Origin of the sequence: Flavobacterium sp. 245 (assembly GCF_004362055.1) — a bacterium.
In the GTDB taxonomy this organism is placed as follows: domain Bacteria; phylum Bacteroidota; class Bacteroidia; order Flavobacteriales; family Flavobacteriaceae; genus Flavobacterium.
The window spans coordinates 595,980-619,075 of the sequence record NZ_SNXB01000001.1 but is presented as its reverse complement, the minus strand read 5'-3'; the positions used below and the strand labels follow the sequence as shown (position 1 = coordinate 619,075).

The window sequence follows — 23,096 nt, the reverse complement described above, 5'->3', positions numbered from 1 at the left end:
TTTTTTAGAATAATTAGGATACTTACGTTTTTTTTCGCGTTCAGATTAGTACATCTGAACCCATCTTTTCATTTATCCTAACTTATCATGACAGAAACAACAATACAGAAAAGCTTCTTTTCTAAAATTTTCACCACTTTAAAACAAGCCTTAAAAGGCGACGAATCATTTGATTATACTTCTGGAAGTATAAAAAAAGCTGTAATTCTATTAGCCATTCCGATGGTTTTGGAAATGATGATGGAATCAGTTTTCGCTTTAGTCGATTTATATTTCGTCGGACATTTGGAACATAGCAGTTTTGCAATTCAAACCGTTGGATTGACAGAATCAGTTTTAACGATTATATACTCGCTAGCAATAGGAATGAGTATGGCAGCAACTGCAGTCGTAGCAAGACGAATTGGAGAAAAAGATCCAGTCGCCGCAGCTAAAGCCGGAATGCAAGCCATAATTGTTGCAATTGCCGTAAACGCTGTAATGAGTGTCTTGGGAATTATTTATGCCAAAGATATATTGTTGCTGATGGGAGCATCTGTCGAAGCTGCCGAGCATGGTTTTAGATTTACTCAAATTATGATTGGATCGAGCTTGTGTATTATGCTCTTGTTCTTAATCAACGGAATTTTTCGTGGAGCAGGAAATGCAGCAATTGCAATGAAAAGTCTTTGGATTGCCAATATCTGTAATATCATTTTATGTCCAATTTTAATTAATGGTTTTGGACCAATTCCTGCTTTCGGATTGATTGGCGCTGCTTTGGCAACAACTATCGGACGAAGCATTGGGGTTTTATATCAGGTTTATCATTTGTTTTTTGGAAACGGAATATTAAAAATTAAAATTCCATATTTCGCGCCCGACTTTAAACAGATTCAGGCTTTAGTAAAAATCGCAGCACCGGGAATTTTACAGTTTGTAATTGCTTCATGCAGCTGGATTTTCTTAGCGCAATTGGTCGCAACGACTGGCGGTGATCACGGTTCTGCAGGTTATCAAACCGCGCTTAGAATTATGATGTTTTTTATTCTTCCTGCTTGGGGATTGAGTAATGCCGCCGCAACTTTGGTCGGGCAAAACTTAGGAGCGAAACAAATAGAACGTGCTGAAAAATCGGTTTATACGACGGCACGCTACAATGTGATTTTCATGGCGACAATTATGATTATCACTTTAGTTTTTGGACAATATATTATTTCGTTTTTTACAAATGACGAACAAGTAAAAACCGTTGCCATTGAAGCTTTGCAGATTATGAGCATCGGATTTATTTTCTACGGAATAGGAATGGTTTTGATCAATACTTTCAACGGAGCTGGAGATACCTGGACACCAACCGGAATTAATTTCTTCGGATTTTGGCTGTTCCAAATTCCGCTGGCATTTGTATTAGCCAAACATTTTAATATGGGACCTACTGGAGTTTTTATTGCAATTCCAGTTGCCGAAACTGCTATTACTTTAGCTGGAATCTTTTTCTATAGAAGAGGAAAGTGGAAACGAGTTCAAGTATAATAAACAAAAAGGCCTTCAAATTTGAAGGCCTTTTTTTATTATTTTTAAACAAATTCATATCCCGCATAAACCTGTTCAATTTCTTTCATAATGGCGAATAAATCTTCAGGTGCATCAGTGGTAACTAATTTTTGTTTGAATTCTTTGAAGGAATGAATTCCTTTGAAATAGTTGGTATAATGACGACGCATTTCTACAATTCCTAAACGTTCGCCTTTCCAATCCATCGACCATTGCAAATGATTTCTGGCAGCTTCAACACGATCAATAACGGTTGGAGCAGGCAAGTGTTCACCCGTTTTGAAATAATGCTTGATTTCGTTAAAAATCCATGGATAGCCAATCGCGGCGCGGCCAATCATGATGCCGTCAATTCCGTATTCGTTTTTATATTTTAATGCTTTTTCTGGACTGTCAATATCGCCGTTTCCAAAAATAGGCATTGTAATTCTAGGATTGTTTTTTACACGTGCAATATGCGACCAGTCAGAGTGGCCTTTGTACATTTGAGCACGGGTTCTAGCGTGGATTGTTAATGCTTGTACACCAATATCTTGAAGTCTTTCTGCAACTTCATCAATATTTATAGAGTTGTCGTCCCAGCCTAAACGTGTTTTTACGGTAACAGGCAAATCAGTACTTCTGATAACCGCTTTTGTCAAACGCACCATCAAATCAACATCTTTTAGAACTCCGGCTCCGGCACCTTTACACACTACTTTTTTTACCGGACATCCAAAATTGATATCCACTAAATCAGGTTTTACAGTAGAAACAATTTTAGACGAAAGCGCCATTGCTTCTTCATCTCCACCAAAAATCTGAATTCCAACCGGACGTTCATAATCAAAAATATCCAGCTTCATTCTGCTTTTGATTGCATCACGAATTAATCCTTCTGATGAAATGAATTCAGAATACATCATATCAGCGCCGTGCGTTTTGCATAATCTGCGAAACGGCGGATCGCTCACATCTTCCATAGGAGCAAGCAGTAAAGGAAATTCGGGTAATTCTATGTTGCCAATCTTGACCATCTTCATAATTTTTTGCAAAATTACAACATTTAGTTTAATTAAAAAGATTCTAAGTTTCTAAGATGCTAAGGTTCTGAGTTTTTATCCTTGTTTTATTTTAAAAAGAAAAACTCAGAATCTTAGAATCTCAGTATCTTAGCAACTTAGAATGAAGTTCTATAGTCAAAAAACCGAATCGGTTTTCTACTCATTGGATTAAAAACCAAAGGGTTTAAAGTTTCTTTTGAGGCGAATTCTATTTTTGGAGTAACTCTCAGTTTGGCTCTAAAATGGTCTTTTATTTCTTGTAGAAATTCTGGAGTTTGGTTTTTTACTGCAATTTTAATCAGGATTTCATCGGTGCCTAAATCATTTGTAGAGATTTCGATTAAATGATTTTCAATAGTATCAAAACTGCTCAAAACATCATTCATCGCTGGCGGATAAAGTGTTGTACCTTTGTATTTTATCATTTGTTTTTTACGACCAACAACAGGGCCAACGCGCAACGTATTTCGTCCGCACGCACAAGGTTCATCATGAAGCTGTACCATATCTCCGGTTTTAAAACGCAACAACGGCATTGCTTCAATTCCTAAAGTGGTAAAAGTAAGTTCGCCCGTTTCTCCATTTTTTACAGGAATATTATTTTCATCCAGCACTTCAACAATAATCAATTCCGGATGATGATGTCCGCCTTTTCCATGTTCACATTCTGTAAAAGCCGTACTCATTTCGGTTGAAGCATAAGTTGAAAATAACTTAATATTCCATTTTTCTGTAATTTTTTTGGATAGAATATTCATTGAAAAATCTTGTTCTCTCAAAGATTCTCCAATACAGATGGCGCCTTTTATGCTCGAATTATTATAATCGATTCCGTGAATTTCTGCGTATTCAATTAATTTTAAAAGAAAGGACGGAACTGTAATTAAATAATTCGGATTGTATTTTAAAATTGAATCCCACTGCATTTCAGGAATTCCCGCACCAACACGAATTACGCCAACTTTCAATTTTCTTAAACCAAGAAAATAAGCAAGTCCGGCCATAAATTTTCTGTCAATTGTAGTCATTAGCTGCACGACATCGCCTTCGGCAATTCCGGCGCAGGCAAATGAAATCGCTTCGTTATAAGCTAATCGGTCTAAATCAGAATCGGTTAAACCAAAAGTTACCGGATCGCCCAAAGTTCCTGAAGTTGAGGCATAATCAATAATTTTATGCTGTGGAACGCACAAAAAATCGTCGTTGTATTGCTGTAAATCTTCTTTGGTTGTTACGGGAAGAAATTGTAAATCTTCTAAAGTTTTTACTTTTGAAATATCAATATTTTGTCCTGCAAAAAGTCTTTTATAAAAAGGAGAATGCTCACTTATATAAGCTAAAAGCTCTGATAATTTTTGTTCTTGAAAAACTTTAATTTCGTCTAAAGAATTTTTTTCTATTGCTGGAATCATTGTAATTTTCTTTTGAGTTTTTTTAAATATTTTTCAATTTTTGCTTTTTCAGGAGCGGTAGTAATTTCTTTCGTCAGTGCTTTTTCAAAATTTATTTGAGCCGCACGGAATTGTTTTTTTTGATAAAAGTACAACCCTGCTTTGTAATATACAACCCAATAATCTGGGTTTAGAGATTGATAATGCTCAATAAATTCGGGCGAAATTGTTTCTTCTTTTTTAAGATACAAATCCATTTGGTGATTTTCAGCTTTAAACTTTTTGAAGTTTTGAAAAGCTTCTGTTTTTATAAAAGGATCTTTGGCGATATTTAAATTTTCTTGTTCAAATGAAATCGCGGTATTCGTTTTTCTTCCGTTAAAAATAGAATCCAGATTATAACACACAAATTCACCAAGCTGAAATGGATTTGCCGAGACCCAAACCAGTTTTTCTTTCGGTTTAAAAATAATTCCGTGATGTGCCAGCAATTGATTTAGTGCTTTTTCATTACCGTATCCTAAAGGAATATCGTTTAGACCATTTTTGTCTCTAAGAATTTCTGAAGCAATTTCAGGATTTATTTTTTTGTTTTCAGATAAAAGCTCTTCCATTCTTTCAAAGCGATATTCAGAATGACTGTCTGCAATTTGCGTTTGATTTCGTTTTTCATTTTTGAATGTTTCACTCTGAAAATGATTCGAACAAATCAATTGGTTGCTGTTTGGCATTTCATAGACGTCCATTTTTTTTGGAGAAACTTCAATTAAAACAGCTTTATTATCTTGAGCACTTCCTACCATAATCGACTCTGAAACAAAGACGGATCGTTTTTTTGCAATGGCAATCGCTTCGTCAATAGTTGAAGCATGTTGTAAAATTTCGCGGGTCAAAATAGAAATTGGCGTTTTGGCGCTCATCGGAATTTCAGATTTTGCAGCATTAATCGTAACCGTCAAACCTTGCTGATTCATTCCAGAAACAGCGCCAATCATTCCGGGCCAGGCAACCATCATAAAATTGTGGCCTTGTTCCGGTTTTATAAACGCAATAATTTTATTTTCTGCGAAAGCATCATTCACATAAAAATCAAAGTTGCGCCCGAGAATTAAATTTCCATCTTCAGATTTTTCGCCCCAAGCGGCAAACGACGAACAACCAACCAAGGCCAAATCCTGCAACGCATGTCCAATGTCATGCGCCGCGTGCAGATACAAACCACGCTGATACTGCGGTGCAATATTGTCAAAGTCATGCGAAGTATATTGCGAAACGCCAAAAATCTCCGTCTGATACTCTTCGGGAACATTGGCATATAATTTTCGGTTGTACCATTTTAAGAAGTGACGCAATAACTTTTGCTCAAATTTTGACGGAATTAAATCTTTTATTTTGGAGAAAAATATATTTTGCTGTCTCTCCAAAAGCGAGTCAGATAATGCGCCGGTGTTGAGGCCAATTTCTAAAGGATCACCTTCAACATATAATTCCCAAAGTCCTTGTTTATTTTTTAAAAGCGAATTATTTCCTGAAATAAAAATGCTGTCTGAAATTTTGGTAACAATAGGTTTTGTTGCATTATAATTGGAAATATTGGGCTGATGATTTTTTGATTTTGAAGTACCACAGGAAATAAGAATTCCTAAAAAACCGACGAAGAAAAGATATGTAATTCGGTTTTTCATAATTCAATTTATTCTGCAGACTGATTAATTTTATTAATCAAATATTCTTTTCCAACAATTTCTGAGCAGGTTACGACGGCGCCAATCGTTACGCCTAGAACACCATGCATATTAATACTCTGACCTGTAAGATATAAATTTTCTAACTTGGTTTTTGAAGGAATCAATGTTTTTAACGGATTATTGGAATCTTTAACATAACCGTACATATTTCCGTTGTCACCGCCAATATAATCACGGTAAGAAAGCGGACTTGAAGTATGTATAGATTTAATGCAGTCTCTGATTCCTGGAAATTTTATTTCGATTTCATCTAAAAATTTAGCTGTTTTTCGGTCTTTGAATTCTTCATAACTTTCACCGCGGTCATTTTTTTCGACGGTTGTATTAAAAGTAGCTGTCCAAGGTGCAACATCATCAAACTTCATATACGTTATAAACGTCATTCCATCTGCCCAGATTTCCTCTTCTTTAGAAGCATTCATGGAAGCCATATACATTTTTGGCCATGAATTTTCGTCGTATTCCTGCGCTGTCCAGACTTCGTCGCTATTTTTAAAATGATAATAATTATGGTTGATATATTTGAAAGTCTGAGGTTTAAAAACCAAATACAAACTAAAAGCCGAAAGTACGCCTTCAAGACTTTGAATACGGTTGAAAAATGGTTTTCTGAAGTTTGCTTCGCCTGCCATTTTCAAAGTTGTTTTGGGTTCAATATTTGAAATAAAAAACGTTCCGGAAACTTGTGTTCCATCTTTCATTTTAACTGAATTCACTTTGTGATTTTCGACTCCAAAACGTGTAACTTCTTTATGTTTATAAAATTCACCGCCGTATTTTTTAAGCTGTTTTAAAAGCTGTTTTGTAATTTGGCTCCCGCCGTTAATACAGCGCCATGAACTTTGAATGTAGGAATTTACAATTAACGCATGAACATAAAATGGTGATTTATCTGGAATGCCGGCGTATAAAAAATTGGAACCGGCTAAAACTGCTTTCAGCTTTTCATTTTGTGTAAAAGAATCAATAGTTTCTTTTGCATTTAAAGTCAGAATTTCAGAATCATATTTTCCCTCTGATTCTAAATTATAAAGCGGAAAAGAATCACAAATCGCCTTGAGTTTTTCGCAATAATTTGAAATGTTTTTTTCTTCTTCAGGGAAATATTCTTTTAACTGATGAACAAAATTTTCGTAACCCTGCGCATGCGGATATTCGGTTTTATCATCTTCAAAAGAAATAATATCGAAAGCATTTTCATCTAATTTTTTCAGATTCAGTTTATCGATAATTCCCAAATATTTAAAATATTGATGCAGATTTTCGCCTTCGCCTAAACCTCCGATATAATGAATTCCGGTATCAAAGATGGTTTTATCACGAACAAAAGTCTGAAGATTTCCGCCGTATTGATTGTTTTTTTCGAGCACACAAACGCTGTAGCCTTCTTTAGCCAGAATAATGGACGAAACCAATCCGCCCAAACCACTGCCAACAATTACAACATCGTAATGTTCTTTCATTTTAGTTTTTCTTTAATACGATTAAATCGTTTTCATCTAAAACGGACTCAAAACCAAAGTTAATCAAAGTGTTTTTTAAACGCGGACAATCTATTAAAATTACGACTGAAGTCAAAAGTATTAATTTCTGAATTTCATTTTCTGAATTTTCATCCGAAATTAAAAGAGTATCATATTGATTTTCAGATAGTGATTCTAAATTTTCGAGATATGATATTTTTCTCTTATTAACGATATAATTAGTTTTGGCAATATCGCGTTTTTCTTCATCAGCAATAAAAGAATGAATTTTTCGCTGTGGTTCCTGCAGTGCCAATAAAACATCTAATTGCCCATAATCATTTGCCAAGTGTACTATTTTGGCTTTCGCCGATAGTTGTTTTCCAAGAAGAAAATAAGTTTCAAGATGTTTTTTAAGATCTTTTTTTACACTGTTTACAACTTCAATTTCTTTATAATCATAACTATGCTGTAACATCTTTTTAAAATAATCCGGACCTTCTAATTGCTGACGGATTTTACGATATTCTGTTTTAAAGAATGTACTGATTTGTTTCGTTCTCTCCGCATAATTATTTCCAAAGGAATGATTTTCAGGTATAATTCTTTCTAAAATAGTAACAGTAAGGTTTCCATTGTGAATGACAAAATCACCTTTCGGAATTAACTCTGAAGCGCCGTGAATCACAATTGGAATAATATCTAAATTAAATTCTTCGGCAAGGAAAAAAGCACCTTTGTGGAATCGTTTGACAACATTATTTTCTGATCGTGTTCCTTCTGGAAAAACCATTAACGAATAACCTTCCTCTACTTTTTTGCGCAAATGCTCAACACCGCCTTCAAGACCTTCGGATACGGGATAGAAACCAGCTTTCCTTACAACACCGCCAAAAATAGGAGAGTTGTAAACCCAGTCGCTTACCAGAAAAATAATTTTTGGACTCAGCATTCCCATTGCCAAAATGTCTATAAATGAAGAATGATTGGCAATAATTACGGCTGGTTTTTCGAAATTTTCATTAAAATTATTAACGACTTTTTTATGTATAAATGGGTTTGAATACAATACTGATTTCATGAATTTTGAAACCACATATCGAAATCCTTTCATTTTTGTTTTAGCGCTTAAAGGTAAAATTGGCATTATGGTAAAACTGAAAATCGACATTATAATGCCACCCATTCCATAATAGAAAAACGAAATAACGCCATGAACAAAAGTGCGTAAATGAAACGGCGGATTTCCATTTTTTGATCTATTTGAAATAAATAATTTAAAAAGAATTGGATAGAAAATAAACGTGATAATGAGCGCCGCAAAAACTCCAATTAATGAAACCGATGAAATCGAAGTCAACGCTGGGTGTTTGGCAAAAATCATAGCCCCAATTCCTAAAATAGTTGTGATTACGGCTAAAATAATGGAGGTTCTGTAAATGGCTATTTCATTTTTTCCGGTGGTATATTCTTTCTGTAAAGCACTTGTCATGAAAATACTGAAATCAACGCCGTGACCAAAAATCAAAGTGCAGACAATCATGCTGAAAATATTCATTTGAATGCCAAAAATGCCCATAATTCCGGCAGTTACAATTCCGGTTAAAGCAATTGGAATACAGCTTACAATTACCAATTCAATTCTTCGGAAGAAGAAAAATAAAATCAGAATTACAGCAACAAAGGAATAATTGACAAGCGAATTGAAATCGGTTTTCAAAGTGCTGAAAAACGTTTCGTTCATTTGCTGGCGATCGATTGCAATTAAATTCTTTTTGGCTGAAGCCGATTTTACAAAAGCATCTCTTTGTTCTGGCGAAACTTTTACTAAAGTCGAAATAGTGTAAAAACCATTTTTTTCAGTCACAAATTCTTTTAACTGCAACGCCTGAATTTTTAAATATTCATTTGCAGAAATAGGCTTGAAGTCAAAATCTAAATGATCAAAAAAGTTGGTGTAAGTTGTTGGCTTAAAGCCGAGTTTTGAACCTTCAGAAATTAACTGTGATTTTAAAAGTGCTTTTTTATTGGTATCCCAAAACGAATTCCATTTTTCGATTTTTTGAAGCTGTTCCTTTTGCGAAAGCATAATGCCACCAACAGAACTAAAATTTAAAATCTTGTTTTGTTGTTTTTCTTTTGCTAAATCGGTAAAAAGCTGGCTGTTGTTTTGCAAAACTTCCTCCATGCTTTTTCCATACGAAGCCACATAAATTGTTTTTGAAGTTAAGCTTGTACTTTCTTCCAGTTGTTTTTCGGCTGCTTTAATTTCCTTTGGAACAAAATTTAACTGCGACAAATCGTTATTGAAACGAACATCATTATAAGTAAAACAGCAAATAATAGTGATGATGACGCAAAAAATAATTAAGATTTTATTGTTGTGAAAGGAGAAATGGGCCATTTTATCAATGACATTTTTCTTGTGTTCAGCCGGATTTTCTTTTGGTTTGTACAAATGCGGGACAATCAAAAGAGAGAAAAATCCAGTTGCCATAACAATTACGGCGGCAAAAATTCCGAGATCATTAAGCGCATCAGATTTTACAAAAAGCAGACATAAAAAAGCAACCGCTGTAGTAGAACTGCTCATAATTACAGGCATTGTAATGTCTTTATACAATGTTTTGATGTCGCTGTTGTGCTTGTAATGCGTGAGAATATGAATGGAATAATCGATAGTAATTCCGAGTAAAATAGATCCGATTCCGAGAGAAATTGCCGAAATCTGTTCTTTTACAAAATATAAAAATGCAACCGCAAACAAAGCTCCAAAAACCGTTGGAAGAAATATAATCAGCGGAATTAATATTTTTCGATAAAATAAAATCAGAATCAACATCAGCGTAATCATCGCGATTGTTGTTGTTAAAACAATATCGCTTTTAATTTGATTCGCATTCGCAACCGCAATTAAAGCCGAACCAAAATAACTGATGGAAGTTTTGCCGTAAAATTTTTGATTTAAATTTTCTTGAATCGATTTTAGCTTTTCAGCAAACAGCGTATTTTTTTCGGTTTCGCTTGATGGAAGATTTGAGGTTATAAAAAGCAATAATTTCTTTTTGTCTTTAGTCATCACAAAACCATTGTCAAGCGTAAAATCGTCGCCAATATTTAATTGCTGTAATTTTTTTAAAGCGATAAACGAAATTCCAAGCGGATCTTGCTGAATAAAATCTTTTGTAATAAACCCAGAAGGTGAAATAATCGATTTGTAATTTCCTTGAACCGTTGCTGCAATACTGTCATTTTTCAGTTTGTTTTGAATGGCTTCATAATCTTTATTTTCAAGAAAAAGAGGCAGATTATTGTAAACAAAATCAATTGTTTCCTGAATATTTTCTTCGTCAATTTTTCCCTGAATTCCCGTTACATATGGTTTGCAGGATTTAGAAACACTGTCTGAAAAAGCAGTTGCCATTTCTTTTAAATCTTCTGCAGAGCCGTTTTTTTCGAGTTTGAAAATGACGGTTATTTTATCGGCAAAATTTAATTGTTTTAAGACTTTTGCTGTGACATCGGCTTTGTCATTGGCTGGAATTAATTTCGTAATATCTTCTTCAAACTTAATTTGGGAAGCAAAAAAACCAAACACCAAAAGGATCAAAACAGCTAATGCAACCGACAGCGATTTTCTTCGGTTAACAAACAAATGAATGGCGTAAAAGTATTGATGCATGATTATTTTCTTTTTGCCACGAATTACACGAATTTCCACTAATTTTTTATCGACTTGTCGACGAAATTATGCGTATTCACCTATCCTACGGCCGATTTAATTTTATATTCACTACAAATTTTCACTCCAATTAATTCGTGAAAATTCGTGTAATTCGTGGCAAAACTACAAAGATTTTTCAGAATGTTTTTTGGTAAAAGCAGTTAAAAGCAAATAACTTATAAGGCCAACTGATAGCGCCGAAACGGTTGCTAAAATAAGACTTCCTACAATATATTGCGTAGCATTTTTTTGAATATCGTCAAGTGTAAGTGAACTATTCAAAATTAAGGGCGAGTCGCTGGACACAAAAATGCTTCCAACTTGAAGTGAAGCGTAAATTATAAATGGAATAAATGGAGGAAAACTCACATTTGAAGTTAAATAGGCGATGACTTTGTTGAGTTTGAAAATAGCGGCAAAAGTAAAAAGTAAAATAGTTTGAAAGCCCCAAAAAGGAGAAAAACCAATAAAAATTCCTAAAGCAATGGCGGCAGATTTCTTGAAATTTGAATCCTTGCTTTCTAAAATGTCTTCGAGAAAGAACTTTTTAAACCCTTTTTTTTTTGCTCTTCTAAAAAAATCTCTTGGCTTGATATACAGCAAAGCATTAGTCACCAAAACCGTGTTCAAAATACTTATTCGGGTAAAATCTCGAAACGGACGAAAATGAGAAACACGCTCAGCTGGATCATACAAAACCTGAATAGGAATGTTTTTGACTACAATTCCCTTCCACGCAGATCGTACTATAACCTCAATTTCAAACTCAAATTTATTAGTATAAAACTGTTTCGGAAGTAATTGCAACGGATATAATCTAAAACCAGATTGTGTATCTTCTAACTTAATTCCGGTTTCAAATTTGAACCAAAAGTTCGAAAATTTATTCCCGAAACTGCTTTTTTTCGGCACATTTTCCTGCGTCATGTTGCGGCTTCCAATCAAAAGCGCGTTTGGTTCTTTTTGAATTGCTGTGATAAAATTCGGAATATCAGATGCAAAATGCTGTCCATCTGAATCGATTGTTATGGCGTACTCAAAATTTTGTTCCAATGCTTTTCTGAAACCGTTTCGGAGTGCTCTTCCTTTTCCTAAATTTTTTGGATGATGAATTTGCGTTAGCTGCGAATATTGTTTTAGAATTTCGAAAGTTTCATCTGTAGAACCGTCGTTGACAATAATAATATTGACAGTATAATCTAAAATAGAATCCAGCACTTTTTTTAGCGTTTTTTGATTATTGTACGTGGGAACAATAACGCAAAACGAAGTCGAATCAAGTAAATCGTGCTGAAGTAAAATAGGTTTCATGAGGAGTTATGCTATCGCTTACTTCACAAATTGTTTCTCTTTTTCAGAAAAACTTTTTGATTGTAAAATAAAGTCTTTTAGATATTCTTTTAAAGCAGCGCTTTGATCAGCATAATGCTCAGTAAGATATTTTTTGTCTTCTTTAATATTTTTTTTATAGCCTGTGATTCCCGGAACATTTTCCTGAATGCTCAATCGGATTAATCTTATTTCGATATTATTTGGTTCGCTTTTTATAGTCGATTCAAGCAGTTTTGCACCTTCTTTAAAACGAGCAATTTTGTCATTTAATTTCTTTTCGAACTTAGAATCCAATAAAATAGAAGCCGCTTTGTAAGCTACTAAAGTTTTATCATTATTATTAGAAACGTCAGCCAGTTTTTCTGAAAATTCTTTAGCGTTGTTCTCTGATTTTGTAACGCTAGTATACATTTTTCTGATCGCAGCCAAGTCTGGAGTTCCAGAAAAATTAACCCACAAAAGTAATGTTAATAGCAGTTTCATATCTAAGGTTTTTTATAGACATTGCTCAATTTTAAAGCAACCGTCTCGTTGAAATAAGTGGTGTTTTTTACTTTTACCAAATTATCTTCAGTTGTGGTAATATCAAGTTCTAAACGCAATTCCGGATTAACTTCTGGATTAATAAGCGCAATAAATTTTACATTGGCAAGCGTTTGAATCATTAAAGTTTCCTGTGTAATTTTCTCGGTAAGTTCCTTTATAATCTGAATCATGCAGACACCCGGCATAATTGGGTTTCCTGGAAAATGACCTTTGAAAACTTCATGTTTTTCATTGACCAAAATTGTAATAGTATGTTTATAATCTCCAGTTTTTTCTTCTGAAAGAACTTTGTAAAAATCTTTTAAAACCATTTTTATTTGACTTTAAAAGTATAGCTGATTCCAAATTGCAATACCTGATTTAAAATAATATCTTCATAATAGTAGCCATTATCACTGTCAAGTCCGTCGTAACCATAAATATCGATTAATCCTTGTTTAAATCTCGCTTCAAAAGTTAATCCGTTTGGCAAACTGTAACCAATTCCGCCCACAAAAGCCAAGTCTGTACCAATTGGATCATATCCGTATTGCCCAAAATTGTCGCTGGTTTTAATGTCAAGTGATGGTCCGGCTAACACATGAAAACCTTGCCCTCCAAAGTTAAACTTAGCAACCGCACCAAGCGTTACATAATTTAATTCGTATTTTGCATCTTGAGCAGGAGCACCCAAATAATATTCACGTCCTTCGGCACCTTGTCTTGAATACGTAATTTCTGGCTGAAGCGTAAAATATTTGTTGAATTTAATTTCGACTAAACCACCCACATAATAATCAGATTTCATGCTGTTGTTGTCAATATTCGTTAAGGATGAAAGATTCAAACCACCACGAATTCCCGGACTAACTTTAACTTGTGCTTGTGATTTTACAAGACCAGCAAATAAAACAATTGCAATTAAGGTTATTTTTCTCATTTTGGGTTTACTTTAATTTTGGTTTAACTTGAGTTTTTACTCTGATTTAAAATAATTTAGTTCAATTTTCAACTTTATATTTTGATGTAAAATGACGACTTTTTTAGCAAAAATATCGTTTTCTAAAGTAAAAGTAATTGTTATTTTATCTTTTGTTTTAGAAGAACGTACTACTTTTTCTAATTTTTGATCTTTTTTTGAATAGAAAAGATAGTTGTCGCGATCTCCGTCTGCCGATTTATAAATGTCAAAATTTTCATTTTCGAACTGTTCCTGAATCTGATACTCTTTTTTAAGAAGAATTCTAAAATCTTCAGTTAGCGTATTAATCAGGATTTTTCGATCAAGTTCAGAAACTATGGAATTGACCTTAAAAGTCTTTTCAGAAATTTCAAAATCTAACAATTTGTTACCGAATTCAGTGGTAAAAACGACTCGATGTGTGGTGTCGTTTACTTTTTTGGCAATAAAAATTCCAGACAATTCATGGCCGTAAACCGTTATATTCGTTTTATAAACATAATCGGTTTTTGAATCAGCAAAATAAGGAACTTCAATGGCCGTTTTATCTAATTTTTTAGGCGTATAATTTTTTGTGACCGAGCCACAGGAAACCAAAACAATTGCTAATAAGCAATTAATTAGTAAAAACTGAATCGTCGATTTTTGCATTGATCACTTTATTTTTAAGTACAATTCGGGTATAATCTTCAGATGATTCTAATAACTTTACCTGAACAACTGTTGCTTCTTCTTTGTCGAAAGTCAGTTCAATTTGTTTGATGTATTTTTTTAGCGTTGCATCCTTCGGAACAAATTTCGCAATATTTTGTCCTTTTGATTTGAAATACGAAATCGTAAATTCTTTGTCATCAAACATGTTTCCGCTCACACTCCCAACAATTAATTTATTGATTCTTCCAAAAATTTTGCTATTGCCAATATCAACCGCACTTTTCTTTCCTTCGTCATTAATCAGGATTTTTCCGTTTTTAAAAACGATGCTGTAATTGTATGGTTTTTTATATTGCCATGATAATAGCGCAGGTTCTTTAAAAACCATTTTTCCAGATGTTTCAATATCTTTTGACAAAAAATCCAAATGTTTGTATTGAACGAAATCAGTACTTAAAGTTTTGATTTTTTTAGATACCACATTCACGTCTTGCTTGAAAGTTGTAATTTCGGCATCTGTCATTTTTTGTTCCTGAGCAAACAAATTGCCTGAAAGAAATAGAATTAATAGTGCTATTTTAGATTTCATATTTTTTTAAATTTTTGCCACTCCTGATAGCTATCGGGATAAATGATTAAACCAGATTATAGATAAAATCCGTTTTTATCCGCGTTTTCGCGTTAGCGAATCCGTCTCATCCGCGTTCAATTTTCATATGCTTTAAGATTCAAAAGTTCTTCCACAGAAATCACTTTGTAATTGTTTTGCTGTAAAAATTGCAAAAACTGTTCCAATACCAAAACAGAGTGTGGAGCAGTATCGTGCAAAAGTACAATTCCGCCGGGAGAAATGCGTTTTATAATTCGGCTTAAAATCAAATCTTGATTTTTTAATCCGCCGTCAAGCGAACGAATATTCCAGCCAATAACTTTGTGTCCGGTAACTTTTAATGCTCTGCTAATAGAAGGCGTCGTAACTCCATAAGGCGGACGAAAGAAGTTTATTTTTTTTGAAGTGAATTTCTCCAGAAGTGCATCTGTTTTGCGAAGTTCATCCGTTATTTTGTCTTCATGATAAAAATCGAAAAACCTAGAATGGCTGTAGGAATGATTTCCAACCAAATGACCGTCAGCAATAATTTGTTTTACAATTTCCGGATGTGTTTCGATATTTTTTCCAATGCAGAAGAAAGTCGCTTTTGCATTGTATTTTTTCAGAAGTTCCAGAACTTCCAAAGTAAATTCACTCGGTCCATCATCAAAAGTTAAAGCAATTTTTTTCTCCGTTTCCGACGGATTATTACAGAAAGCTTTTACATGATAATTAGAAGAAATTCGGGCAGAACCAAAAGCATTTATTCCCATCCAAATCAAAACAATCAAAACAAACCACCAAAAATTTATTGCCATATAAAGATTCAGAAGAAATAATAAAAGCAATAAAAAAATAAAAAACAGAGATATGTTTTTATGCGTTATCATTTTGAAAGCAACGTAAAACTATGATTTTTTCCATTTACCTGATTGTACAATAAAATGGTATTGTAAGATGGTTTTGTAACCGAATTTACTTTTACAATTTCCGGAATTTCCTGCGTTTTTATAATTTTTGATGCCATCCACAAAGCAAAAGCCGAAGCCGTATCGTATTCTCCACTCAAATGTTTGTAATACAATTGAGGTGTTTTTGCGAAAGCATTTTCTGCAATATTTTTATAAAAAATATCAGATTCAATATTTCCATCGAATCCAAAAACAACAGCATCAACGTCTGAAATTTCTAAATTATTGGCTTTTAAAAAGGCTATTAATTCAGATTCAATTTCATTTACTTCCAGCGTATTTCTGATTTCAACATCTAAAATTTCAGCGTAAGTAGAATCTTTTCTTTCGTTTTCTAAAACAAAAAAACTCGCGCCTTCACCATAAACAACTCCCGTTGAATTGGTATTTAAAATATCAGATGGAAGGTCATTTTCTTTTTTAATTCTTCCGGCCAATTTGAAAAGCGACAAAGTATATTCGCCGTTTTCATCAACTCCACCAACCAAAATCGAATTGGCTTCGTTTTCTTCAATCTGCATTTTAGCGTCCAAAAGTGCCGATTCAAAAGAAACGGCTCCGTTTACATACGTAAAATTATAGCCTTTGCATTGCAACGACAAAGCAATTTGAGCGCCAACGGTATTATGCGTCGATTGAATAAAAGATGTTGGCGTTAAAAATTCTTCATTATTATCGAGAATGTTTTTCAGGAATTTTTCAGAATCTTCAATGCATCCCAAACCCGTTCCTGTAATAATCGCGTCTACATTTTCGACCTTCGCATCTTTCATGGCCAAGGCCGAAGCTACGATACCGTTTTTTACTCCTTTTGCCATTCTTCGAATTGCAGCAGGAGAAATATAATCTTTGTAAACCGGAGGAATAATCGAAAGAACAGTTTCGTTTGTGTTAATAACTGCTTCTTCTAAAAAAATAGTATCAAATGTTTTTTGAGTCGAAATACACCCTACTCCATTTATATATGTTTTTTTCATACGAAGATTATATTTGTTTTTCTAAAGGAAGATTGAATCGTCATTCTTAATATTGGTTTTAAAAAAGTTTAAACTATGCGCTTTAGTGGATTTTGTTATTACCTTCTAGAAAAGTTTTTAACCACAAATTACACAAATTTCCGCCAATTAATTTGTGTAAATTTGTGTAATTTGTGGCTAAAATTAAGCTTTTTAATTTTTATTGCAGACTTTACCTAAGTAGTTGATTTTTATTGGAATCATGACGATTTCATTAGCTTTTAGAAAATATTAGTGTGGAACAATTTCCTCCAAAACCGAAAGAATTAGATAAAACGTGTTCGATATTTTTCATTTTTAGGGAAGTTTGAGGTTGCAATGCAAACTCGTCCATCGGAACTTCAAAATTCAAATTCGGATAGACCACACTATTCTGAATCGCCAAAACACTGTAAACAGCTTCAATCGCGGCAGCGGCTGCTAAAGTATGTCCGGTAAAAGGTTTGGTCGAACTGAAATCGGGCACTTTTCCATCTTCATAAATGCGAAGTAAAGCTCTTCCTTCCGATAAATCATTATTGGGAGTTGCCGTTCCGTGTACATTGATATAGTCAATTTCAGAAGGCTTTAAACCTGCAACTTCAAAAGCTTTTTTCATTGCCAAATAAGCGCCGTCGCCATTTTCTGAAGAAGCAGTTTGATGAAAAGCATCGTTTGCATTTCCGTAACCCGAAACTCTTGCCAGTACTTTTTTGTTGTATTTTTCAACCATTTCATCTGATTCTAAAACTAAAAAAGCCGCCGCTTCGCCCAGGTTCAATCCTTTTCTGGTATTGTCAAAAGGTTTGTTGTAATCGTCAGATAAAATCATCAAAGTCTTAAATCCGTTGATGGTGAATTTTGCCAAAGCATCGGTTCCGCCCACAATAACGCGATCTAATTTTCCGGTTTTGATCAATCGCGCGCCCAGCATAATCGCATTCGCTGCCGATGAACAGGCCGTACTGATTGTCGTAACCATTCCTTTTAAACCCAATTCTGAAGCAATTTTTTCAGCCACGTCGCCACCGTCATGACAGGAAATGTATTTTACAAGATCTGGATTTTCGAAATAATCATAATAATGCTTTTCGGTCATATCCATGCCGCCCACGCTTGTAGCCGAAATAAGTCCGGTTCTAAATTCGTTTATCGAGATGATTCCGGCATTTTCAACCGCTTGTTTCGCTGCCAAAGTGCCAATCATAGCTGTTCTCGAAAAATTATTATTTTCAGAAAGCTGTAATTCGGTAACCAATTCTTCGTTGGTTTTTTTGATTTCGCCAACTTTAATCACATCGGCATGAACAGTCGGAATATTTTGGATTTTGGAAATGCCAATTTTATTTTCGATCAACGAAATATAATTTTCTTCGACTGAATTTCCAATCGAAGAGATAATTCCCATTCCGGTTATTGCGACACCTTTCATTTTTAGACTTTATTTTAGACTTCTTAGATTTTTAGACAGACTTAGACTTCTTAGATTTTTTTATTAGACTTACTTAGAAAATTAGACATTAGACTTCTTAGATTTTTTGGAAAGTGTTTGTCTAAGAAGTCTAAAAATCTAAGCCAGTCTAAGAAAGTCTTATTTCGTTCTGTTAGCGCTAATGTACGCCGCCATAGTTTCAATCGACTGGAAAATTGATTTTCCTTCTTTCGGATCCACCAATTTAATTCCGTAATCTTTATCTAAAATCACGATTAATTCAAGTGCATCAATCGAGTCTAAACCTAAACCGTCTCCAAACAAAGGATCGTTATCTGCAATGTCTTCGATTGCGATATCTTCTAAGTTTAAAGTCGTTATGATTTTATTTTTTAATTCTTCTTTTAATGCTTCCATGATGAGTTATTATATAATGTATTGATAGTCTCGTTCGTATATTTTGTGTTTGCTTCCTTGCTTATTGTGCAAAGAAACGCTTTGTAATCGTCATTAAAAAATTCTACCCAACCGCAAAGCACTACATCTGCTTTATCCGAGTTTAATAGAATATTCGAATAATTTGACATAAATTCAGTATTGAAAACATCAAATATAAAGAAAGAATTCTCGCTTTTCAACTGATGACGGATACTTATTTCGCCCAGACAAATATTTGGCAGCGTATAAACAAAAACCGCCGGACTCGGATAATAGTTTTCTTTGTCAGAAATAGATTCCTGATATTTTACATCGGTATCTAAACTAGAAGATTTATTGGCCAAAACCAAAGCAATATTATTTTCTTCCTCAGAAGAAGTAATCGGACTCAAAAGTAATTCAGCACCTAAAAAAGCCAATTTGCTCAAAGCATCCATTTTGAAAAACTTCGGATATTGAATGTCAAAACTACGATAGGCTAGTTTGGAGAAATCAGCAAAATTGCTTGGTTCGATTTTGAATACAGAAGTTCCGTTCAAAACAATTTCGTTGTTTTGGATTGTGATGTAGGATTGTATGTGTGTATTTTGAGTCATTATTTTTTATAACTTTGTCAAGATATGAAATTCTACGAAAAATATCCGAAACTAAAACAGAAAAGCTTTTTGTCAAAAGTGCTTGCTGATACTGTATTTTCTACAATGTCCTTAGAAGATCAACAAGTTTCGAAAACTAAAATCGTAAAAATTGTAAATGGAATTTTAAAAGACAAAGAATTAAAAGGAGATCAATTCTTCACTAATTAATTCGGTTAACATTTTAAAATCTCCATTGTCTGCAGTTTTCATCGCATTAATATAAAATTTTCTGCTTTCGCCTTCTCTATAATATAATTCCAAAGGTTGATACCCAAATTTTAATGCAACAAGATTCATCAAAATCCTGCCGGTTCTTCCGTTTCCATTATTGAACGGATGAATTTTTATGAATTCATAATGGGCATAAACCAAGCAATCAATTTGATCTTTTGAAGTTTTAGCAATTGAAATTTTAAAATTGAGGTTGTCTAGAAATTGATACATCGCTTGTAAAACCATTACAGGTTTTGGAGGAATTAGTTGTCCAACAGAAACTTCTGTAGTTCTCCATTTTCCGGCCCAGTCATAAAGTTGTTCAAATGCAATTTTATGAATTTCTAAAATAAGAGTTGTTGAAATTTCAACATCAGTTTCTAATTCAAAAGTAAAAAGTTCTGCTTTGGCAATACCAGATGCTTCAAATTCATTGATTTTATCTTTATCAGTTAAACCAAGTAAATTATCATCAGGAAATGGTGTCCAACTTGTTTGATTTTCCATATTATTTCATTTTCTCAAAAACCACAGCCGTATTACAACCCCCAAATCCAGAAGCCGTTTTCAAAAATATTTCAATATTTGCCTCTTCATTTTTCTGAATAACATTAATCTTTTCGCTTACGCCGATTTCATCAAAACCTTTCGATTCAAAAAGAATATTTCGATTTGCAGATTCAATCGCAATAACCGTTTCCAATAACCCTGAAGCGCCCAACGTATGACCGTAAAATCCTTTCAAACTATTGACCGGAACGTTTTGTAAATCCAAACGATTTAATGCAATGGCTTCCATTTCGTCGTTAAACGGAGTTGCGGTTCCGTGCGCTGAAATATAATCGATTTGATTGGAATTGATTTTTGCTTCTTTCATCGCATTCTGAATACTTCTAAACAAACCTTCGCCTGTTCTTGAAGGTCCTGAAATATGATTGGCATCGTTTATCGAACTGTCTCCAATTACTTTTATTTTGGCATTTCTGGCTTCCGCCGAAACTAAAACAGCGGCCGTTGCTTCTCCTAAACTTACACCAGTCCTGTTTTTAGAATACGGTTTACAAGGCAAATCGCTCATTGCCTGAAAAGCATTAAAACCAGATAAAACAAATTCTGAAACTTCATCGCCGGCCACAACAAAAATGGTATCATAAAGCTCCGACTGAATCATTCTTTTGGCAACTGAAATCGCTAAAATTCCAGAAACACAGGCATTCGAAACTACAATTGGCGTTGTTTTAAATCCGAAGAAATTGGCAATATTTTGAGCCAAAACATCTAAATGCGCGTTTTGAAAACTTTCTTCCGAATCATTTCTTAAAGCCGTAACATTTCCTTTTGTAGTCGAAAGTATAAAAGCGGTTTTCAAATTTAATTCAACTCCGGAATTTTTAATCATCGGCTCTAAAGCCAAAATTATCATTTTTTCTAAACGAGAGTATTTGGTGTCAGTGCTAATTTTTTCAAAAGCACTTTTTATTTTTTCATCAGCAATTACAGAAGCATAAAACGGATTCGGCATCAGAGAAATATCCTGATGCAATTGAATTCCGGAATCGCCACGCAAAATCGCTTCGATGTTGGAGTCAACATCAAAACCTAAAGGCGTGATACAATTGGTTTCATTTATATATACTTCTCTTGTCATTTTGTGATTTTTATTGAATGCTGAAATGGAACGCGGATGACACGGATTTAAGCGGATTTACACAGATTTTTGATTTGTGTAAATTGGTGTAATTCGTGTTTATAACAACAATCCCACTTTTCGTTTCCATTCCTCATAAAAAGGAGGATTTGTCAGCATTAAATTACCTTCTTTATCTAAAAATACCTGAACGGTTTCTCCAGTACAGGCAACTTCTCCTTTTGCATCGATAATCTTAAAACGATAAATTATTTTGGCGGCTGGTGTGTCGACAACGGTGGTTTCAATCGTTACAACATCGCCGTAACGCAAAGACAATTTGTGTTCGCATTTTGATTTTACAATTGGTGTGGTGTAACCAGTATTTCCAATATCTAAATACGTAAGTCCGTGTTTTCGTCCAAAGGCTTCTCTTCCATCTTCAAAATAGGTAATATAATGGCCGTGCCAAACTATTCCAAGCGGATCAGTTTCGTTAAAACGAATTCTGATTTCGTGCGAAACGGTTAGGGAAGTGGCTTCGTTATACTGTTCTTTTCTTTTTGTCATAAAATAAGGCAATGGAAGTTGTGATTATAAAGAACAAAAATAGCAAACTTATTTTTGGGATGATTTCGGCGAATGATCCGTTGCGCAATAACACATCGTAAAAAGCTTCTAATCCCCAATTCATAGGCGATGATTTGGCGATAATTTGCATGATTTTTGGCATCGCAAAAACCGGAACCCAAACACCTCCAACGGCGGCTAAAATGATTACACTCGTTGCGCCAAACGGAGCTGATTGTTCCTGTGTACTCGCAATAGTGCCCAATAAAATTCCGAAACCAATGGCACCAAAACCTGAAAATAAAGCCACAACACTCATTAAAAATAAATGCCCTTCGACATTTAAGGATGGCAAACCAATATGCGGAAAAAGGAAAATCGCCACCGCAACCATCATATAAAACTGAATCATACAGATGATCAAATACGTAATGGTTTTTCCGATGATGATAATTAAATTCGAAGTCGGATTGGTCAGTAAACGCACAAATGTTCCTTGTGATTTTTCTTTTACAATATTGATGGATAATGGAATCACAATAAAAAATATCGCAAAAAGTGTCCAGGCCGGAACGTTGTGCTGAACCGAATTGGGCAATACTTCTTTGTTGTTTATTCGTGGGATAATCTCTTTAAAAGTGATAAAACTCTTTTGATCGAATTGTGTATTTTCTTCTCCTAATTGATTTTGAAAAGTGGTGTAAATAGATTTCGTTTCAATCTGCGAAATCATTTTGTCAATGGCATTCATTACCGAAGTTTTGAAACTCATTTGAACAGCCGGATCAAAATACAATTTAACTTCTTTTTGCTGTAAAACTTTTGAAGTTTTTGGTTCGGCAACAGAATCTGTAAAACCCATTTTGCTCACAATATTTTGTACATTCTGATCTACTTTGGCTTGTAAATCGACACTCAAATCTTTCGGAATTACAATCGCCAGTTTGAATTTTCCTTTGTATACATTTTCTTTGGCAATTTCTTCCGTAATGGGCTGATTATCGATTTGTGTTATAATATCGAATGCATTGTTCTTTTGCAGATTATCAAAAACGGTTTTTGAAACCGAACCTTTGTCTTTATCTACCAATAAAATCTGAATTTTATTGTCGCTTACCGTTTTAAAGGTGCTATCCTGAATGATAGTAACCGTGATTACCAATATCAAAGGCATGATGAAAAGAATGATCAAACCGCCTAAATCACGTTTAAGCAGTAGAAATTCTTTTACTATGGACATCCA

General features: G+C 34.1%; 22 protein-coding genes. 2 read left to right on the top strand and 20 right to left on the bottom strand.

Annotated elements, in window-relative coordinates:
- The first annotated feature begins 87 nt into the window (after positions 1-87).
- A complete protein-coding gene (locus EV145_RS02610) occupies positions 88-1,515 on the top strand; it encodes an MATE family efflux transporter (protein WP_133523668.1) in 1,428 nt (475 codons plus the stop codon).
- A 44-nt stretch (positions 1,516-1,559) separates the two neighbouring features.
- Here EV145_RS02610 and dusB read toward each other — a convergent pair whose 3' ends face one another.
- The 16 genes from dusB to EV145_RS02530 all read right to left on the bottom strand — a co-directional run bounded on the left by dusB (position 1,560) and on the right by EV145_RS02530 (position 19,401).
- Complete coding sequence (gene dusB, locus EV145_RS02605; protein WP_133523667.1) at positions 1,560-2,552, bottom strand: tRNA dihydrouridine synthase DusB; 993 nt, start codon at positions 2,550-2,552, stop codon at positions 1,560-1,562.
- Between the two features lie 143 nt (positions 2,553-2,695).
- The gene (locus EV145_RS02600; protein ID WP_133523666.1) at positions 2,696-3,991 is read right to left on the bottom strand and encodes a phenylacetate--CoA ligase family protein; all 1,296 of its coding nucleotides are present in this window, start codon (positions 3,989-3,991) and stop codon (positions 2,696-2,698) included.
- Positions 3,988-5,655 (bottom strand): C45 family autoproteolytic acyltransferase/hydolase, encoded by a 1,668-nt coding sequence (locus EV145_RS02595; protein ID WP_133523665.1) that lies wholly within the window; start codon positions 5,653-5,655, stop codon positions 3,988-3,990. Before EV145_RS02595 ends, EV145_RS02600 begins: the two co-directional genes overlap by 4 nt.
- Before the next feature lie 8 nt (positions 5,656-5,663).
- Positions 5,664-7,181: a phytoene desaturase family protein gene (locus EV145_RS02590; RefSeq protein ID WP_133523664.1), complete on the bottom strand. Its 1,518-nt coding sequence runs from the start codon at positions 7,179-7,181 to the stop codon at positions 5,664-5,666.
- A gap of 1 nt (position 7,182) precedes the next feature.
- Positions 7,183-10,863, bottom strand: a complete 3,681-nt coding sequence (locus tag EV145_RS02585; RefSeq protein ID WP_133523663.1) for a 1-acyl-sn-glycerol-3-phosphate acyltransferase — start codon at positions 10,861-10,863, stop codon at positions 7,183-7,185.
- Between the two features lie 165 nt (positions 10,864-11,028).
- Positions 11,029-12,216: a DUF2062 domain-containing protein gene (locus EV145_RS02580; protein WP_133523662.1), complete on the bottom strand. Its 1,188-nt coding sequence runs from the start codon at positions 12,214-12,216 to the stop codon at positions 11,029-11,031.
- 18 nt (positions 12,217-12,234) lie between these two features.
- Positions 12,235-12,720, bottom strand: coding sequence for a hypothetical protein (locus tag EV145_RS02575; protein ID WP_133523661.1), 486 nt, complete (start codon positions 12,718-12,720; stop codon positions 12,235-12,237).
- 2 nt (positions 12,721-12,722) lie between these two features.
- Positions 12,723-13,094 (bottom strand): 3-hydroxyacyl-ACP dehydratase, encoded by a 372-nt coding sequence (locus tag EV145_RS02570; protein WP_133523660.1) that lies wholly within the window; start codon positions 13,092-13,094, stop codon positions 12,723-12,725.
- Between the two features lie 2 nt (positions 13,095-13,096).
- On the bottom strand, positions 13,097-13,702 hold the full coding sequence (locus tag EV145_RS02565) for a porin family protein (RefSeq protein ID WP_133523659.1): 606 nt from the start codon (positions 13,700-13,702) through the stop codon (positions 13,097-13,099).
- A 36-nt stretch (positions 13,703-13,738) separates the two neighbouring features.
- Positions 13,739-14,374, bottom strand: coding sequence for a hypothetical protein (locus EV145_RS02560; protein WP_133523658.1), 636 nt, complete (start codon positions 14,372-14,374; stop codon positions 13,739-13,741).
- Positions 14,340-14,966, bottom strand: a complete 627-nt coding sequence (locus tag EV145_RS02555) for an outer membrane lipoprotein carrier protein LolA (protein ID WP_133523657.1) — start codon at positions 14,964-14,966, stop codon at positions 14,340-14,342. Before EV145_RS02555 ends, EV145_RS02560 begins: the two co-directional genes overlap by 35 nt.
- Before the next feature lie 116 nt (positions 14,967-15,082).
- Positions 15,083-15,787 (bottom strand): polysaccharide deacetylase family protein, encoded by a 705-nt coding sequence (locus EV145_RS02550; RefSeq protein WP_243739191.1) that lies wholly within the window; start codon positions 15,785-15,787, stop codon positions 15,083-15,085.
- A gap of 68 nt (positions 15,788-15,855) precedes the next feature.
- Positions 15,856-16,917 carry a beta-ketoacyl synthase N-terminal-like domain-containing protein gene (locus tag EV145_RS02545; RefSeq protein WP_133523655.1) on the bottom strand — a complete coding sequence of 354 codons (1,062 nt, stop codon included), beginning with the start codon at positions 16,915-16,917 and terminating at the stop codon, positions 15,856-15,858.
- A 253-nt stretch (positions 16,918-17,170) separates the two neighbouring features.
- Entirely contained in the window at positions 17,171-18,367 is a 1,197-nt protein-coding gene (locus EV145_RS02540) for a beta-ketoacyl-[acyl-carrier-protein] synthase family protein (protein WP_133523654.1), read from the bottom strand.
- 159 nt (positions 18,368-18,526) lie between these two features.
- Positions 18,527-18,784, bottom strand: coding sequence for a phosphopantetheine-binding protein (locus EV145_RS02535; protein WP_026727250.1), 258 nt, complete (start codon positions 18,782-18,784; stop codon positions 18,527-18,529).
- Positions 18,772-19,401 (bottom strand): 3-oxoacyl-ACP synthase, encoded by a 630-nt coding sequence (locus tag EV145_RS02530; protein WP_133523653.1) that lies wholly within the window; start codon positions 19,399-19,401, stop codon positions 18,772-18,774. Before EV145_RS02530 ends, EV145_RS02535 begins: the two co-directional genes overlap by 13 nt.
- Positions 19,402-19,425: 24 nt before the next feature.
- Here EV145_RS02530 and EV145_RS02525 point away from each other — a divergent pair, with 24 nt between their 5' ends.
- Positions 19,426-19,611, top strand: a complete 186-nt coding sequence (locus tag EV145_RS02525; RefSeq protein WP_133523652.1) for a hypothetical protein — start codon at positions 19,426-19,428, stop codon at positions 19,609-19,611.
- Here EV145_RS02525 and EV145_RS02520 read toward each other — a convergent pair.
- From EV145_RS02520 to EV145_RS02505, 4 genes are all read right to left on the bottom strand, one after another.
- Positions 19,582-20,163 carry a Fic/DOC family protein gene (locus tag EV145_RS02520; protein ID WP_133523651.1) on the bottom strand — a complete coding sequence of 194 codons (582 nt, stop codon included), beginning with the start codon at positions 20,161-20,163 and terminating at the stop codon, positions 19,582-19,584. The genes EV145_RS02525 and EV145_RS02520 overlap by 30 nt on opposite strands.
- A gap of 1 nt (position 20,164) precedes the next feature.
- A complete protein-coding gene (locus tag EV145_RS02515) occupies positions 20,165-21,304 on the bottom strand; it encodes a beta-ketoacyl-[acyl-carrier-protein] synthase family protein (RefSeq protein ID WP_133523650.1) in 1,140 nt (379 codons plus the stop codon).
- A gap of 99 nt (positions 21,305-21,403) precedes the next feature.
- A complete protein-coding gene (locus tag EV145_RS02510; protein WP_133523649.1) occupies positions 21,404-21,853 on the bottom strand; it encodes an acyl-CoA thioesterase in 450 nt (149 codons plus the stop codon).
- A complete protein-coding gene (locus tag EV145_RS02505; RefSeq protein ID WP_133523648.1) occupies positions 21,828-23,093 on the bottom strand; it encodes an ABC transporter permease in 1,266 nt (421 codons plus the stop codon). Before EV145_RS02505 ends, EV145_RS02510 begins: the two co-directional genes overlap by 26 nt.
- Positions 23,094-23,096: the final 3 nt, after the last annotated feature.

Coding starts and splice junctions, on each gene's coding strand:
- EV145_RS02610 (WP_133523668.1), top strand. CDS start 88: ATGACAGAAACAACAATACAGAAAAGCTTCTTTTCTAAAATTTTCACC.
- dusB (WP_133523667.1), bottom strand. CDS start 2,552: ATGGTCAAGATTGGCAACATAGAATTACCCGAATTTCCTTTACTGCTT.
- EV145_RS02600 (WP_133523666.1), bottom strand. CDS start 3,991: ATGATTCCAGCAATAGAAAAAAATTCTTTAGACGAAATTAAAGTTTTT.
- EV145_RS02595 (WP_133523665.1), bottom strand. CDS start 5,655: ATGAAAAACCGAATTACATATCTTTTCTTCGTCGGTTTTTTAGGAATT.
- EV145_RS02590 (WP_133523664.1), bottom strand. CDS start 7,181: ATGAAAGAACATTACGATGTTGTAATTGTTGGCAGTGGTTTGGGCGGA.
- EV145_RS02585 (WP_133523663.1), bottom strand. CDS start 10,863: ATGCATCAATACTTTTACGCCATTCATTTGTTTGTTAACCGAAGAAAA.
- EV145_RS02580 (WP_133523662.1), bottom strand. CDS start 12,216: ATGAAACCTATTTTACTTCAGCACGATTTACTTGATTCGACTTCGTTT.
- EV145_RS02575 (WP_133523661.1), bottom strand. CDS start 12,720: ATGAAACTGCTATTAACATTACTTTTGTGGGTTAATTTTTCTGGAACT.
- EV145_RS02570 (WP_133523660.1), bottom strand. CDS start 13,094: ATGGTTTTAAAAGATTTTTACAAAGTTCTTTCAGAAGAAAAAACTGGA.
- EV145_RS02565 (WP_133523659.1), bottom strand. CDS start 13,702: ATGAGAAAAATAACCTTAATTGCAATTGTTTTATTTGCTGGTCTTGTA.
- EV145_RS02560 (WP_133523658.1), bottom strand. CDS start 14,374: ATGCAAAAATCGACGATTCAGTTTTTACTAATTAATTGCTTATTAGCA.
- EV145_RS02555 (WP_133523657.1), bottom strand. CDS start 14,966: ATGAAATCTAAAATAGCACTATTAATTCTATTTCTTTCAGGCAATTTG.
- EV145_RS02550 (WP_243739191.1), bottom strand. CDS start 15,787: ATGGCAATAAATTTTTGGTGGTTTGTTTTGATTGTTTTGATTTGGATG.
- EV145_RS02545 (WP_133523655.1), bottom strand. CDS start 16,917: ATGAAAAAAACATATATAAATGGAGTAGGGTGTATTTCGACTCAAAAA.
- EV145_RS02540 (WP_133523654.1), bottom strand. CDS start 18,367: ATGAAAGGTGTCGCAATAACCGGAATGGGAATTATCTCTTCGATTGGA.
- EV145_RS02535 (WP_026727250.1), bottom strand. CDS start 18,784: ATGGAAGCATTAAAAGAAGAATTAAAAAATAAAATCATAACGACTTTA.
- EV145_RS02530 (WP_133523653.1), bottom strand. CDS start 19,401: ATGACTCAAAATACACACATACAATCCTACATCACAATCCAAAACAAC.
- EV145_RS02525 (WP_133523652.1), top strand. CDS start 19,426: ATGAAATTCTACGAAAAATATCCGAAACTAAAACAGAAAAGCTTTTTG.
- EV145_RS02520 (WP_133523651.1), bottom strand. CDS start 20,163: ATGGAAAATCAAACAAGTTGGACACCATTTCCTGATGATAATTTACTT.
- EV145_RS02515 (WP_133523650.1), bottom strand. CDS start 21,304: ATGACAAGAGAAGTATATATAAATGAAACCAATTGTATCACGCCTTTA.
- EV145_RS02510 (WP_133523649.1), bottom strand. CDS start 21,853: ATGACAAAAAGAAAAGAACAGTATAACGAAGCCACTTCCCTAACCGTT.
- EV145_RS02505 (WP_133523648.1), bottom strand. CDS start 23,093: ATGTCCATAGTAAAAGAATTTCTACTGCTTAAACGTGATTTAGGCGGT.